Source organism: Maricaulis sp., assembly GCF_048270265.1.
Classification (GTDB): Bacteria; Pseudomonadota; Alphaproteobacteria; order Caulobacterales; family Maricaulaceae; genus Maricaulis.
In genome coordinates, this window is the sequence record NZ_JBLWTD010000023.1 from 39,218 (window position 1) to 53,061 (window position 13,844).

At 63.0% G+C, this 13,844-nt stretch carries 11 protein-coding genes; 6 read left to right on the forward strand and 5 right to left on the reverse strand.

The window, feature by feature from the left end; genetic code table 11:
• Positions 1–38: 38 nt before the first annotated feature.
• The 4 genes from ACN0YF_RS11960 to ACN0YF_RS11975 all read right to left on the reverse strand — a co-directional run bounded on the left by ACN0YF_RS11960 (position 39) and on the right by ACN0YF_RS11975 (position 7,685).
• Complete coding sequence (locus ACN0YF_RS11960; protein WP_417494559.1) at positions 39–4,823, reverse strand: M10 family metallopeptidase C-terminal domain-containing protein; 4,785 nt, start codon at positions 4,821–4,823, stop codon at positions 39–41.
• Between the two features lie 101 nt (positions 4,824–4,924).
• Positions 4,925–6,121 (reverse strand): lytic murein transglycosylase, encoded by a 1,197-nt coding sequence (locus tag ACN0YF_RS11965; protein ID WP_417494560.1) that lies wholly within the window; start codon positions 6,119–6,121, stop codon positions 4,925–4,927.
• A gap of 23 nt (positions 6,122–6,144) precedes the next feature.
• Complete coding sequence (locus ACN0YF_RS11970) at positions 6,145–6,918, reverse strand: DUF1194 domain-containing protein (RefSeq protein ID WP_417481926.1); 774 nt, start codon at positions 6,916–6,918, stop codon at positions 6,145–6,147.
• Positions 6,915–7,685: a DUF1194 domain-containing protein gene (locus ACN0YF_RS11975; RefSeq protein ID WP_417494561.1), complete on the reverse strand. Its 771-nt coding sequence runs from the start codon at positions 7,683–7,685 to the stop codon at positions 6,915–6,917. Before ACN0YF_RS11975 ends, ACN0YF_RS11970 begins: the two co-directional genes overlap by 4 nt.
• A gap of 296 nt (positions 7,686–7,981) precedes the next feature.
• On the opposite strand from ACN0YF_RS11975, the gene ACN0YF_RS11980 reads away from it, so the two are divergent.
• A complete protein-coding gene (locus ACN0YF_RS11980; protein WP_417494562.1) occupies positions 7,982–9,118 on the forward strand; it encodes a sensor histidine kinase in 1,137 nt (378 codons plus the stop codon).
• Entirely contained in the window at positions 9,115–9,885 is a 771-nt protein-coding gene (locus ACN0YF_RS11985; RefSeq protein ID WP_417494563.1) for a LytR/AlgR family response regulator transcription factor, read from the forward strand. The genes ACN0YF_RS11980 and ACN0YF_RS11985 overlap by 4 nt, the downstream gene beginning before the upstream one ends.
• Positions 9,886–10,008: 123 nt before the next feature.
• Here the strand turns inward: ACN0YF_RS11985 and ACN0YF_RS11990 are convergent, their stop codons facing one another.
• Positions 10,009–10,353, reverse strand: a complete 345-nt coding sequence (locus ACN0YF_RS11990) for a hypothetical protein (protein ID WP_417481922.1) — start codon at positions 10,351–10,353, stop codon at positions 10,009–10,011.
• Between the two features lie 225 nt (positions 10,354–10,578).
• Between ACN0YF_RS11990 and ykgO the strand changes: the two genes are divergently transcribed.
• The 4 genes from ykgO to ACN0YF_RS12010 all read left to right on the forward strand — a co-directional run bounded on the left by ykgO (position 10,579) and on the right by ACN0YF_RS12010 (position 13,749).
• Entirely contained in the window at positions 10,579–10,704 is a 126-nt protein-coding gene (ykgO, locus tag ACN0YF_RS11995) for a type B 50S ribosomal protein L36 (protein ID WP_091768343.1), read from the forward strand.
• Positions 10,705–10,717: 13 nt separating this feature from the next.
• The gene (locus tag ACN0YF_RS12000) at positions 10,718–11,323 is read left to right on the forward strand and encodes an HAD family hydrolase (protein WP_417481921.1); all 606 of its coding nucleotides are present in this window, start codon (positions 10,718–10,720) and stop codon (positions 11,321–11,323) included.
• Between the two features lie 155 nt (positions 11,324–11,478).
• Positions 11,479–12,666, forward strand: coding sequence for an acyl-CoA dehydrogenase family protein (locus ACN0YF_RS12005; protein ID WP_417494564.1), 1,188 nt, complete (start codon positions 11,479–11,481; stop codon positions 12,664–12,666).
• A gap of 3 nt (positions 12,667–12,669) precedes the next feature.
• Positions 12,670–13,749: an acyl-CoA dehydrogenase family protein gene (locus ACN0YF_RS12010; RefSeq protein ID WP_417494565.1), complete on the forward strand. Its 1,080-nt coding sequence runs from the start codon at positions 12,670–12,672 to the stop codon at positions 13,747–13,749.
• The last annotated feature ends 95 nt before the right edge of the window (positions 13,750–13,844 follow it).

Below are 13,844 nucleotides of genomic sequence, written 5' to 3' on the forward strand. Positions count from 1 at the left end.
GCGGGCCAGTGCAGCGTGGTCCAGCGGAACTTGGGCGGTTACCAACCCTCGGGGATATCGAGAACCGGCAACTGGTCGAATACGACTTCCGGAAGCGGTGTATCCTCAACCCAGACCGGATAGAGGGGCACTTCCGCCAGGGGCGGCTGGCCGTCCGGCGTCGGTGCAACCATATCCGCCAGCAGCGTCATGTCCTGGTCATCGCCAAAATCGAAGGCCAACAGGTCCGGCGCAAACGCAAGGGTCTCGCCATCGATGACCGCCGCTGGCTCAAGCCCGGCGAACGGCGTTTCGCTCTCCGCGGACAGGGACGGGAAATCGCCCTCACGGATGGCCGGATACCTGCCGGCGGCATCACCCCGGAGGGCAAGGTCGCGGAAATCATGGAAATCCGTCCAGGCCGCGTCGAGCAAGTCCTGCCCGGACGGCAGGGCCAGATCAGGAGCCAGACCCACGGCAGGGCCCGTCAGCATTTCCGAGCCATCGAGCGTATCCATGACATCGGCCACCTCCGGCTTGTCACCGGCATCAATCAGCCCGGGCTGGATGGAAGGATCGAGCACGGCCATCACCGGCACAGTGCCCAGACCGGATCCGTTGGAGTCCGGGAGCCAGGCAACAGAACCGATGGCATCGCTTTCGGCCCCGTCCGTGACAACAAGCGAGGAGGGAGCCTCGCCGCCATAAACAAGCGTCTCGACGCTGATCAGTTCCGTCACGCCATCGGGCGATCCGGACCGGTTGTCCGTGACGACGGTATTCCCCGCCCCGTTGGTCGTGATGGTGTAATCGCCGGCCTGGCCCGTGAAGATGACCCGATCCGCACCGCTCCCGCCATCGAGCACGTCCGAGCCGCCACTGGCGTAGAAAATATCGGCACCATTGCGCCCGGTCAGTGTGTTGTCAGCGTCATTGCCGATCAGGGTGTCATTGCCCGTCCCGCCGATGGCGTTCTCGATCACGGTGCCCCGCGCAATGCCGACATTGCCGGTGCCGCCCTGCAGGTTCGAATAATGCTCTTCCCGCAGGTCGAGTGTCTGGTTCGCGGCGGACAGCGAGTAGTCCATGGTGTCCTCACCGCCGGTATCCACGATCGTATAGCTCGTGATCGAGGTGAAGGAGGTCGCATCATAGACCGCATTTCCGGCCGTCGACCCGAAGCCGTAAACGGTATCACCCGCGCGGATCGAACTGGCCAGGCCGTACATGTTCTGGATTGCCAGAACGTCCGCTATCTGCGGTGAGAGGACGAGGGCGAAGGACGCATCGACATAGGTGTTCTCGTTCTGGCTGAAATAGGACATGACTGTCGCTTGCCAGGAATCATTGAGATAGATCGCATCGACCCCGTAGTCCGCCGCACCATTGTAAGGGCCGGCATGTCCGAGACCGAGTGCGTGACCGATTTCGTGGATATAGGTCTGGAAGGAATAGGTATCGAGATCGGTACCGTAGTTTGAGAGCCAGTCCGTCGAGACATTGACAGTCGCCGACTGGATCACACCCCCGGAGACAGACGAGGTCGAGAATGCCCCTTCCTCGTCATCGTCGAACACCATCGAACCGCCAAACGGGACTTCATTGAATTCGATACCCGTCAGGTCGGACCAGAGTTGCAGGGCGGCACGTGCCAGGGTCTGACCATCCGCTGTCAGATCGACCAGATTGACCGTGATCGTGTCGCCATCACTGGCGCTCCAATGCCGGGCCGTCTGGCCATTGCCCACCCAGTAGCCGGACTGGAGGAAGGTGGCGATCTGGTCATTGGTGTAGGCTTCCAGCGGCTCCGCCGTTTCAAGCCCGACGGTGTAGTTGCCCGCCACGCTGTCGTCCCAGGCTCCCGCCTCGATGTAATAGGTTCCGCCGGTCGTGACCGTATAGGTCAGAAGCGAGTTGAGACCCGGTCCGCCATCATCATTCGAGGCAATTTCGGTTCCGGAGGCGTCATAGAGGCGCACCAGGGGATCAGACAGCGGACTGCTGCCGGTGCCATCAAGCGAAATCGCATAGCGTTGCCCGGCCGTCAGCTCGACCCGGATCCAGTCACGATCCCCGACGACTTCCAATTCCCCGGAATAGGTCTCACCGAGTGAAATCTCGACCTGCGTCGACGGGTCGGACGGTACGTCCTCCACGGCTTCGACGACATTGGTCACCGTCACCGCGAGGGACTGGACCGTACTGTTCGATCCGTCGTTCGCGACCACGGACAATTGGTAGACATTGTCGGAATCATCATCGCCCGGCGCTTCATAATCGGGTGCCGACAAAAAGCGGATAATCCCGGTTTCGCTGTCGATGCGGAACAGGTCGGCATCGTCGCCACCGAGTGAGAAGTTCAGGGTATCGCCCTCGGCATCGGTCGCCCGTGCCCTGACAACGGCAATCTGGTTCTCCTCCACCGACACCGTATCCGGCGAGGTGAAGACCGGCGCAATGTCATTCACGTTCTCAACCGCGATCGAGATATCCTGCGTGGTCGAAAACACGCCGTTGGAGACTTCCACGGTGACATTATAGACATTGTCGCCGCCGGCATCGGCCGGGGCCTCGTAATCCGGTGGCGCCAGGAATAACAGGCCACCCCAGTCACCGGCCATTCTGAACAGCGCGGCATCCGCGCCGGACAGGGTGTAGGTGTGAACTTCCGGATCGCTGTCGGAGACCCGGATCATGATGCTGTCCGTCAGGTTTTCCGGCACGGTGAAATCGGGCCCGGAGGTAATGACCGGCGTGGTGTCCGTGACGTTGGTCACCCTGATCTCCACGTTCTGGTCGGTGGTAAACCTGCCATCGCTGGCGCTGACAATGATGTCGTAGACATTGTCGCCATCGGCGGACTCGGGCGTCTCGTAATCGGGCGCGGCCTTGAAGGTCACGACGCCCGTCGAGGAATCGATATCAAAGAATGCCGCATCACTGCCGGCCAGGGAGTAGCTCAGCGTCGCTGCGCCGGAATCGCCGTCGGTCGCAATCACCGTATAAGCGGCGGTCTGGTTTTCGGCAGCGTCAGCGCTCACGGCCGAAGTGATCACCGGCGGATTGTCATTCACTGGTTCGAGCACAATCCGCACCAGCTGATCGTCAAACTGAAGCGCTTCGATATTGGTCAGGGTATCAACGCCGTCAGCGCCGGTGACCGTCGCGGTCAAACCCGAAATCTCGACCGTGTAATCCGCGTAATTGCCGGAAAAGACCGCCGTATCAGTGCCCTCACCGCCATCGATCACATCATTGCCGAGGCCGCCGGTCAGGGAGTCATTCTCCGAACCGCCACTCAGGGTGTCGCGGCCGTCACCGCCATAGAGCCAATCGGCACCGGCACCGCCCTCAAGCGTGTCGATTCCCGCATCGCCATAAAGCTCGTCGCGGCCATCGCCGCCATACAGACGGTCATTGCCCTCGCCGCCCCGGATCAGGTCGTGGCCGTCATTCCCCGACAGCTCGTCATTTTCCGTGCCGCCATCAATCTCGTCATTGCCCGTACCGCCATAGATCCAGTCGGCACCGGCACCGCCCTCAATCGTGTCATCACCGGCATCGCCATAAACCTCGTCGCGCCCATCGCCGCCATACAGGCGGTCATGGCCCTCGCCGCCATGGATCAGGTCATGGCCTTCATTGCCGTAGATCTGGTCATTCTCGGTGCCGCCATCGATATCGTCATTGCCCAGACCGCCATACAGCCAGTCTGCGCCGCCGCCACCGGTCAGGGTGTCGTCATCGGCTTCGCCATAAAGTCTGTCGCGGCCATCATTGCCGGACAGCTCGTCCCGGCCTGCGCCGCCATACAGCCAGTCATGACCCGCATCGCCGGAGAGCTGATCATTGCCCTCATCGCCCTGAATGCGGTCATTGCCGATCCCGCCGGAGATCACATCATTGCCCAGGCCGCCCCACAGCTGGTCATTCTCGGACCCGCCATCAATCGTGTCCCGGCCCTCGCCGCCATAGATCCAGTCGGCACCGGCGCCGCCTTCGATCCTGTCGTCACCGGCATCGCCATGAATCTCGTCGCGGCCGTCATCGCCATACAGCCGGTCATTGCCGTCACCGCCATGGATCAGGTCGTGGCCCGCATTGCCGTTGATCTGGTCGTTTTCCGAACCACCGTCGATGTCGTCATTTCCGACGCCGCCATAGAGCCAGTCCGCCCCGGCACCGCCTTCAATCGTGTCGTCACCGGCATCGCCATAGATCTCATCGCGCCCGTCGCCGCCATACAGGCGGTCATGGCCCTCGCCGCCATGGATCAGGTCATGGCCTTCATTGCCGTAGACCAGGTCATTTTCGGTGCCGCCATCGATATCGTCATTGCCCAGACCGCCATACAGCCAGTCTGCGCCGGAATCGCCCACCAGCGTGTCATTGCCGTCATTGCCGTAAATCTCGTCGCGGCCGGCACCGCCGGTCAGCGTGTTGGCGGAGCCGTTTCCGGTCAGGATGTCGCTGGACCCTGAACCGAGCAGGTTTTCAATGCCCGTCAGCGTGTCGCCGGCCGCGTCTCCACCGATTCCGGTGCCCGCTCCGAGATCGACCACAACACGGCGAACCGAGTCGGAATAATCCGCCAGATCGGTGCCGGAACCGCCATTCAGGCTGTCCGCCCCGCCGCCGCCGACAAGCGTGTCATTGCCGGCACCGCCGGTCAGGGTGTCGTCGCCCGCACCACCGCGCAGAACATTGTCGCCATCATCACCGGTCAGCACGACGCCGGCATCAGCGGTTACAGCGTCCGGGAGAACCAGCCGGCTGCGATTATCACTGTCCTGGACAATGCGCGTCGATTCAGCATCGCGATCAGTGCCAACGAAATCCTTCATTATTTCTCTCCCGAACGCGGTGCGTGCCAGCACGCCATCGCCAATGCAGCTCTGCAGACAAAAGAATATGCGCAGCCGCCCTCGTCAATGCTGCAGCGACGCTACTCGCCCGCGGGTACCGCGACGCTCGCAGCCATCACCGCATCATACATCGCCCGGCCGGCATAGCCATCGGCGGCGTGACCATGCGCGCGCTGGAAGGCGCGGAGAGCATCTCGAGTGCGTGGACCGGCGAGCCCGTCGGGCGTGCCTGAATCATGTCCGAGCGCATTCATCGCCGCCTGCATTTCGCGGGTCTGGGTGCGGGTCAGCGGCACATCATCGACGGGCCATGGCCCGGCAAAGGGTGCGCCACCAGCGATACGGTCGGCCAGATGGGCGACGCCGAGGGCATAGGCGGTGGAATTGTTGTAGCGCTTGATGACGCGGAAATTCGGGAAGGTGAGGAAGCCCGGCCCGGCAATGCCGGCGGGGAGTTCCAGACGCGCGGTGAGCATCAGCCCGTCGGCGCTCCAGCCATGGCCATCGGCGCGGCTGATACCGCGCATCGCCCATTCGCTGACGAGCCGGTTCTGGTCGGGATTCCAGCGGCCGACGTCGAAATCGTCGGGCACTGAAACCTCGATCACGGTCGGCGCACCCGTTTGCCAGCCGGCGCGGGCGAGCAGATTGGCGGCCGAAGCCAGCGCATCGCCATTATTCGTCCAGATATTGCGGCGGCCATCACCGTCGAAATCGACGGCGCGTTCCAGATAGGTGGTCGGGATGAATTGCATCTGGCCCATGGCGCCGGCCCAGGAGCCGGTGAGCTGGTCGCGCGTGGCATAGCCATTATCGATCATGTGGGCGACGGCAATCAGCTGATCCTCGGCCCAGCCGCGGCGGCGGCCTTCCCAGGCCAGGGTGGCGAGCGCCTGGATGATGTCGTTATTGCCGGGGATCTGGCCGTAGGAGCTTTCCAGCCCCCAGATCGCAATCAGGGTTTCGGCGCGCACGCCGTATTGCGCCGCGACGGCATCGACGAGGGCGCGATTGGATTCATAGGCCTCACGGCCATTGGCGATGCGCAGATCGGAGGCCGCGATCTCGAGATAGGACCAGATCGGCCGCACGAATTCCGGCTGGCTGCCATCGCGCTCGATAATGCGCATTTCCGGCGTCAGCCCGTCGAGCATGGAGGCGACTGTTTCCGGCTCTGCGCCGGAATCGGCCAGGCGGACACGGAAGCCGGAAACCCAGGCGTCGAAGGTTTCACCCTCGGGCTGGGCATGGACGGTCGGGGCAAGGATCAGGGCCATCAGGCCAATTATGAGCGCGCGGATTATCCCCTCCTGAGGAATTGCGCCGGATCGAGCCCGGCGATTTCGATTATAAGTTTGCGCGTCAGCGCGTCCACGAAATCCTCATGCTCATTTGTGGGCGAAATGAAGGCGCCCGGCCCGGCAATCACCTGTTTTTCAAAATAATCAGCGACATCAATGCTCACCGAGGGCCGGAACGGGCTCTGTCGCTCCGACTGGATCGGCAGGCCATTTATGGTGATCAGCGCCGCTTCCGCTCGGCTGCGCGCTGCCGATAGCGAGGCGCCGGAATTCTGCGGTCCGTCGCCTGACAGGTCGATCACCTGGCGGATGCCTTCATAGGCATTTTCCTCGATCAGGGTGATCGAGCTGTCGATCGCCGCGCCAATCGCCGTGCGGCGCCCGGAGATAAAGGGAGCCGTCGCCAGGGTGGCGGCAAAGATGCGGGCATCGGCTTCGTTGGCGATCACTGTCCAGGGTGCGACGACGCGCTGGAAATCGCCATCGGCCCATTCCAGATAGATCACCGCAATACGGCCATAGCCGCCACCCTGGATCGCCGAAATCACTTCCGGGTCGGCCAGCGCCGCGACATGACCCTCGCGCTGGCGCCGGGCCTCGACCTCGTCGATCGAAGACGACACATCGACGGCGAGCACGAGCTCAAGATCGACATATTCGCGGCCTTCAGGCGTGTACTCGATTGGCCGCACGAGATCATCCGGCGGCGCGCCACTGCCACCGAGCAGGAGCGGCGCCATCACCAGGAAGGCCAGCGCAAGAGCCGGTTTCACGGTGCCCGTCCCAGACCGGAACGCTCGAGTTCGGACTGCGACGGCATCGCACCGGCAATCTCGAGCACCAGCTTGCGCAGGATGGCGACGCGGAACTCGTCCTCGGTCCGTGCCGGCAGGACGAAAGCCCCCGGCCCGGTGATGACATTCTCGCGGAAATAGCCCTCAAGATTGACCTCGACCGGCCTGACCCAACGGCCTTCATTCGCTGAAATTACCGGCAGACCGTTGACGACAATGTTCGACCGGTTGGCCAGCGCATGGGCGCTGTCCAGGGGCAGGCCCTGGTTTTGTGGACCGTCACCGGAAATATCGATGATCAGGCGCGGGGCGGTGTAATAATTCTCCTCGATCCGGCGCACGCCATCGGCAATCGCCGAACCGATCGCGGTATAATGGCCGCGCTCGAAGGGCGCCGAGGCAACCCGCGCCGCAAAATCAAGCGCGTCATCCTCGCTGGCAATCACTGTCCAGTCGGCGGCCGCGCGCTGGAAACCGGTATCGGCCCATTCAACATAGGTGACGGCGATACGCCCCAGCGGCCCGCCCTGGATCGAGCGGATCACATCCTCATGCGCCAGCGCCGCGACATAGCCCTCACGCTGGCGATGGGCCTCTTCCTCGTCGACGGAGTAGGAGATATCGACCGCGAGCACGAGCTCGACATCAACATCGACACGGTCATCCTGTGCTGCGGCATCGGCCGCCAGCCCGGTCATACAAACGGCCGCGAGCGCGGCCGAAACGCAATTACCCAAATGTCTCATGGCCGCGAAACTATGGGCGCGGCAGGGCAAGAGCAACTGACGATGTTGTAAGACAAAAAATTGGCCGGCGCGAACGCCGGCCAGTCCCAGGGAGGGGGCCCAACCGTGGACAGATGGCTTCACACCTGCCCAAAACGGCTCCCTGCGGAGTTAACCTTGAGCATCATGCCGACCATGTCAGGCGGCCTGCGACGAAACGCGTCTGACCGCCGACCGGTGTTCATATTTTGCGACGAAGCGGCGCGTTGGCCCACGAACAAACACTTGTCTGAGCGGAATTACTGTAGAATCACCGGATGAAGATGACTTTTGAAGCGCTCACCGCGCCGATTCGCCGCCTCGACCCACGCCTGCAGGTTCGCCTGTGGGGTGTTGCCGTCATTCTGGCGCTCAGCCTCACCGATGCGCTTGGGGCTATCAGCGCGACCAATGCCGGCCTGCGGGGCGTCAGCCCGTCCTTTCTGGCCCACATGATCGTCTACTCACTAGGCAGTCTGGCGGTCTGCCAGCTGATCCTGACCCCGTTCCTGCGCGAGGGCGTCGCGCCCGTCTGGCTCTGGCTGGCGGCATTGGCCGGTGCGCTGGCCAATGCCGGGGTCGAGATTCTGTCCTACTGGACGGTGCTCTATCCTGAGCTCGAGGCAACGGGCGCGAGGCTGTGGAACGGCTATCTCTTCAGCGTCCTCGCGACCGGCGGCCCGCGCGTCGCGCTCTGGCTCGCGGTGATGCTGGTGCTGTTGCACGCCATGAAGCGCCAGCGGGAACAGGAGCGCGTTCGCGATCTCGAGGCGGCCTTTGCCAATGCGCGCCTCTCCCACCTCGAAAACCAGATCAACCCCCACTTCCTGTTCAATGCCCTGAACACAATTTCCGCGCTCGTGGCGCTGGAGCGAAAATCCGATGCCGTCGGCGCGGTCGCCTCGCTCGGCGAGCTGTTGCGTCGCAGCCTGAAGCACAGCGCCAGCCCGCTGGCCTCGGTCGCGGACGAGATTGAGTCCACAGAGCTCTACCTGCACGTCGAAGCCTTGCGCTTCCCGGACCGGCTGATGGTTGTCTGGAAGATACCGGACCGTTTCCTCAGCGTGGCCATTCCGCGCTTCACGCTGCAGCCCCTGCTGGAAAATGTCGTCAAACATAGCGTCGCCCGGTCGGTGGACATGGTGACCGCGACGATCGAGATCACCGAACTCCCGGGGTCGAGATGCTGCATCACAGTCCGCAATGATGGCTATGTACCGGCCGGCCCCGAGGCGTCCGCGGAAATGGCGGATGACGGGATCGGCCTCGCCAACCTGAAACAGCGCACAAAAATCCTGTTCCCGGAGGCCGGGGAGGTGCGCTGCGGCCCGCTCGGCGACAACCAGTTTGAATGCCGGCTGATCATTCCCATCAGCCAGGCCGAACCCGCACCGAGCCCGGAGGACAAAGGATGATGAAAGTCCTGATCGTCGACGACGAACCGCTCGCGGTCGCCCATCTCGAGCATTTGCTGGCCTCGATGAAGGGCATCACCGTGGTCGCCACGGCCAAGAATGGCCTCGCCGCGTTGCACGCCTTTGATGCAAAAAAGCCCGATCTGGTGCTCGTCGATATCGACATGCCGGGCATGGACGGGCTGAGTCTGGCGCGCGAATTGGGGACACGCGGAGCCCCGCAGGTGATCTTTGTGACCGCATTTGACCAGTTTGCCTCACAGGCCTTCGATGTTGAGGCGACCGATTATGTGCTCAAGCCGATTGATCCGGACCGTTTGAGCGAGGCGCTCGAGCGCGTGCGGCAGCGGTTGTTGGTGGCTCCGATTCTCAGCGCGGTCCGCAATGCCGCCCGCGAGCTCGACCCGGCGCCGGTGCCCGGCGATGAGGCCAGCACGCCCGGCCGGTTCTACTGGGCGCGGTCAGGCAATCGTTCACAGCGCATCGCGATGACCGATGTCATGAGAATTGAGGCCTGCAAGGACTATGTCTTTATCCATACGCGGCACGAGAAACTGATGGTGCGCGCGACAATGGCCAGCCTGGAAAAGGAATTCGCGGGCACACCGATCCGGCGCGTCCATCGCTCGCACATGGTCAATCTGCAGGAAATCAGTGAAGTCGTCAGCGACGGCCATTCGTGCGCCGTCAATCTTGCGGACGGTGCCGAGATTCCGGTGGGCCGGCATTATCGGGCGCAACTCGGCGCAATGCGGGAGCCGGGCTAGGCCGACAGCCAGGATTGGCCTGCCTGCCCTGCAGCTTCATGTCCCGCAGGCAAAGCAAGCCAGATCGCACCCGGATACGAAAGTCCGGGCACGATCTGGCAGCTTCAATTCAGTCCGCCCCGATTACTGGGGTTCGTCAGTCGCAGGCTCGTCGGCCGGCGGCGTGACGGCATCTTCGATCGCGTCTGCTGCATCCTGCAGCATGTCGCCGGTTGCGTCGGCCGCATCCTGCATCGCATCGCCGGTTGCGTCGGCAGCGTCTTGCAGGTGATCGCCAACGGTTTCCTCTTCGGTGATGCCCATGGCTTCGCCGGCGTCCTGAGCGGCGTCGCCCATGGCATCAGCGGCGTCTTCCATATGCTCGGCAGCCGAATCCATCTGGTCTTCAGCGGAATCGCCGGTGCCATCAGAACAGGCGGCCAGCAGCAGTGCAGCGGCAGATGCCGCAATCATCATTTCAAAACGCATGTCATTCTCCTTGTGACGCTACTCACATAGCAGATTTTGCGGCTCCGTAATGCAGTTTTCTTAACCATGTGTAATAATTTTCGCATCTGCGGCATCGCAGGTGCGGCAAGCAGCCGGCTTCCTGCGCTGCACCGCCCGAAACGGCACGTCCCCGTTGACACTGCCACGCCCCTCCGCTACTCCGCGCCCTCCTTATTCAATGCGTGTCAACACGAAGGCCTTGTCATGAAAGTCCGCAGCTCTCTCAAGTCGCTGAAAAATCGTCACCGTGATTGCAAGGTCGTGAAACGTGGCGGCCGTGTCTATGTGATCAACAAGACCGACCCGCGCTTCAAAGCCCGTGCCGGCTAGGCTTTCACAGTCGATGGCTCGCAAGGCTGTCCTGTGGGATCTGGGCAATGTCCTTCTGGACTGGTCGCCCGCCTATCTCTATCGCAAGATTTTCGACACTGAAGACGCGGTCCAGGACTTCCTGGGCCGTGTTTGCACGATGGAATGGCACCAAGCGCATGATCGCGGCGTGCCGATGGCCGAGAATCGCCGCGCCCTGATTGCACAATACCCCGAGCATGAGGCGGCCATCACCGCCTGGGAAACCCGCTTTCCCGAGATGCTCAACGGCTCCATCCCCGGCACCGCCGAGGCGATCGAAGCCCTCGCCGCATCCGGCGTGCCGCAATATGCCCTCACCAATCTGCCCGCCGAATGGGTCGAACCGGTCAACCGGATCTACCCGGCGATGCGCCATATGCGCGACACCATCGTCTCGGCGCATGAGGGCGTGGTGAAGCCGGACCGGCGGATCTACGAAATCACCGCCGCGCGGCTGCCGCATGATCCGGCCGACATCATCTTCTTCGACGACCGCGAGGCCAATGTGATCGCCGCGCGCGAGGCCGGCTTCGATGCGGAACACTTTACCGGCGAAACCAAGCTGTTGGCCGACCTCGCGGCGCGCGGCCTGCTCTAGGCCGGAACACCTGCGTCAAGATTCCATGCCGTCAGACGCAGCAAGCCCCTATTCACGCCGCCTCGCTTCGCATTTAATGCATACCGCAAACACGAAACGCACGCAGACCGGCACCAGACCGGCCGCGCTTATTGGTCGATATCGAGGAGAACGCCATGGATCTCAACTTCACGCCCGAGGAAGAGGCCTTCCGCGCGGAAGTACGCAGTTTTCTCAAGGACAATCTGTCTGAAGAGCTTGCGACCAAGGTTCGCAATGGCGAAGAGCTCGGCAAGGCTGACATTGAAGGCTGGCACGCCACGCTGCAGAGCCGCGGCTGGCTCGCCGTGACCTGGCCGAAAGAATATGGCGGCCCCGGCTGGAATGCGGTGCAGCGCCATATCTTCGATGAGGAATGCTGCCTGGCGAATGCGCCGCGCATCGTGCCCTTCGGTCTCGGCATGCTCGGCCCGGTCCTGATCAAATTCGGTACCGAAAAGCAGAAAGCCGACATCCTGCCGCGCATTCTCGATGGCACGGATTGGTGGTGTCAGGGCTATTCCGAGCCCGGCGCCGGTTCCGATCTCGCCAGCCTGAAGACCCGCGCCATCCGCGATGGCGATGATTACGTCATCAATGGCCAGAAGACCTGGACCACGCTGGGCCAGTATGCCGACAAGATTTTCTGCCTCGTGCGCACCTCCACCGAGGGCAAGCGCCAGGAGGGGATTTCCTTCGTGCTGGTCGACATCAAGACCCCCGGCATTGAAGTGCGCCCGATCAAGCTGATCGAGGGCGGCTATGAAGTGAATGAGGTCTTCTTCTCCGATGTCCGCGTTCCGGTCTCCAATCTGGTGGGTGTCGAGAATGAGGGCTGGACCATCGCCAAATTCCTCCTCACCCATGAGCGCACCGGCATTGCCGGTGTCGGCGCCTCGACCCAGGCGCTGCACGAGCTGAAAGCACTGGCCCGCAAGCTGAAACGCCGCGGCAAGCCGCTGATCGAGGATCCGCTCTTCGCGGCCCGCATCGCCCAGGCCGAAATCGATCTGGAAGCCCTGCGCATGACCAATCTGCGCGTGCTGGTCGATGCCTCCGGCGGCGCGGCCTCCAACACCATCGCCTCCATGCTCAAGATCAAGGGCACGGTGATCCGGCAAAATCTTGACGATCTCGCCCGCCGCGCCCTCGGCCCGGCTGCGGCCCCCTTCCCGATGGATGCGCTGGCCGGCAATCTCGCCGTCGCGCCACCGGAAGCGGCCGCCAGTGCCGCCAGCTATTTCAACAATCGCAAGCTTTCGATCTTCGGTGGGTCCAACGAGATCCAGCGCAATATCATCGCCAAAGACATTTTCGGAGCCTGAGCCATGAACTTCAATCAAACCGACGACCGGCGCATGATCTCCGACAGCCTGCGCCGCTATCTCGCTGACCAGTATCCGGTCGAGCACCGCATCAGAATTGCCTATGACGCGCCCTTCCACGACCCGAAGAAATGGGGCGAACTGGCCGAGCTCGGCATTCTCGGCGCGCTTGTCTCCGAGGACCAGGGCGGTTTCGGCGGCGAAGGCTTCGACATCACCGTGGTGTTCGAGGAATTCGGCCGCACACTCTGCCCGGAACCCATGCTGGGCAATCTGATGGGCCTGCGCCTCTATGCGGCCTTCGGCCAGTCCGACAAGGTCGAGGCCATCATCGCCGGCACGGCCCGCACGGCGCTCGCCGTGTTCGAGGCTGAGGCCTTCACCGATACCAGCGAGATCGCAACCACGGCCACCCAGTCCGGCGACAACTGGACGCTGAGCGGCCGCAAGAGCCTGGTTTATGGCGGTCATGCCGCCGACACGCTGCTGGTCGCGGCGCGCACGCCGGCTGGCAAGATCGGCCTGTTCGAGGTCGAGGCGTCAGCCGCCGATATCCATGCCTATGCCATGATTGATGGCGGCGGCGCGGCGGAGGTCGGGCTCGACAATACCACTGCCAAATGCCTCTCCGAGGATGCGGGCGAGGCCATCGAAGCCGCCCTTGATGCCGGCCGCCTGGCGCTCTGTGCCGAAGCCGTCGGTGCGATGGATGTGCTCAAGGAGATGACCAAGGACTATCTCATGCAGCGCCAGCAATTCGGCCGCCCGATCGCGACCTTCCAGGCCCTGCAGCACCGCCTCGTCGACCTCTCGATCGAGATCGAACAGGCCCGCTCCATCACCATCCACGCCGCCGGCGCCCTCGACACGCCGGGCCGCGCCCTGGCCGTGGCGAAAGCGAAAAACCTGATCGGCCGCGCCGGCAAACTGGTGGCCGAGGAAGCCGTCCAGATGCATGGCGGTATCGGCATGACCTGGGAATATGCCGGCTCCCACTACGCCAAACGCCTGACCATGATCGACGCCCAGCTGGGCGATACGGAAGACCAGCTGCGCCGGGTTATGGAGTTGATGGCGGCTTAAACGGTTGGGGGCATGCGCCGGCGGTGCGTGCCCCCGCTCACCTATTCAAAGCCCGTCATCCCAACGAAAGTGAGGGCCTCGACGCGCCAAGTGCT

Excerpts from the sequence above, each read along its gene's own strand:
- ACN0YF_RS12010 (WP_417494565.1), top strand. The coding sequence starts at position 12,670 with ATGAACTTCAATCAAACCGACGACCGGCGCATGATCTCCGACAGCCTG.
- ykgO (WP_091768343.1), top strand. The coding sequence starts at position 10,579 with ATGAAAGTCCGCAGCTCTCTCAAGTCGCTGAAAAATCGTCACCGTGAT.
- ACN0YF_RS11960 (WP_417494559.1), bottom strand. The coding sequence starts at position 4,823 with ATGAAGGATTTCGTTGGCACTGATCGCGATGCTGAATCGACGCGCATT.
- ACN0YF_RS11985 (WP_417494563.1), top strand. The coding sequence starts at position 9,115 with ATGATGAAAGTCCTGATCGTCGACGACGAACCGCTCGCGGTCGCCCAT.
- ACN0YF_RS11965 (WP_417494560.1), bottom strand. The coding sequence starts at position 6,121 with ATGGCCCTGATCCTTGCCCCGACCGTCCATGCCCAGCCCGAGGGTGAA.
- ACN0YF_RS12000 (WP_417481921.1), top strand. The coding sequence starts at position 10,718 with ATGGCTCGCAAGGCTGTCCTGTGGGATCTGGGCAATGTCCTTCTGGAC.
- ACN0YF_RS11975 (WP_417494561.1), bottom strand. The coding sequence starts at position 7,685 with ATGAGACATTTGGGTAATTGCGTTTCGGCCGCGCTCGCGGCCGTTTGT.
- ACN0YF_RS11990 (WP_417481922.1), bottom strand. The coding sequence starts at position 10,353 with ATGCGTTTTGAAATGATGATTGCGGCATCTGCCGCTGCACTGCTGCTG.
- ACN0YF_RS11980 (WP_417494562.1), top strand. The coding sequence starts at position 7,982 with ATGAAGATGACTTTTGAAGCGCTCACCGCGCCGATTCGCCGCCTCGAC.
- ACN0YF_RS12005 (WP_417494564.1), top strand. The coding sequence starts at position 11,479 with ATGGATCTCAACTTCACGCCCGAGGAAGAGGCCTTCCGCGCGGAAGTA.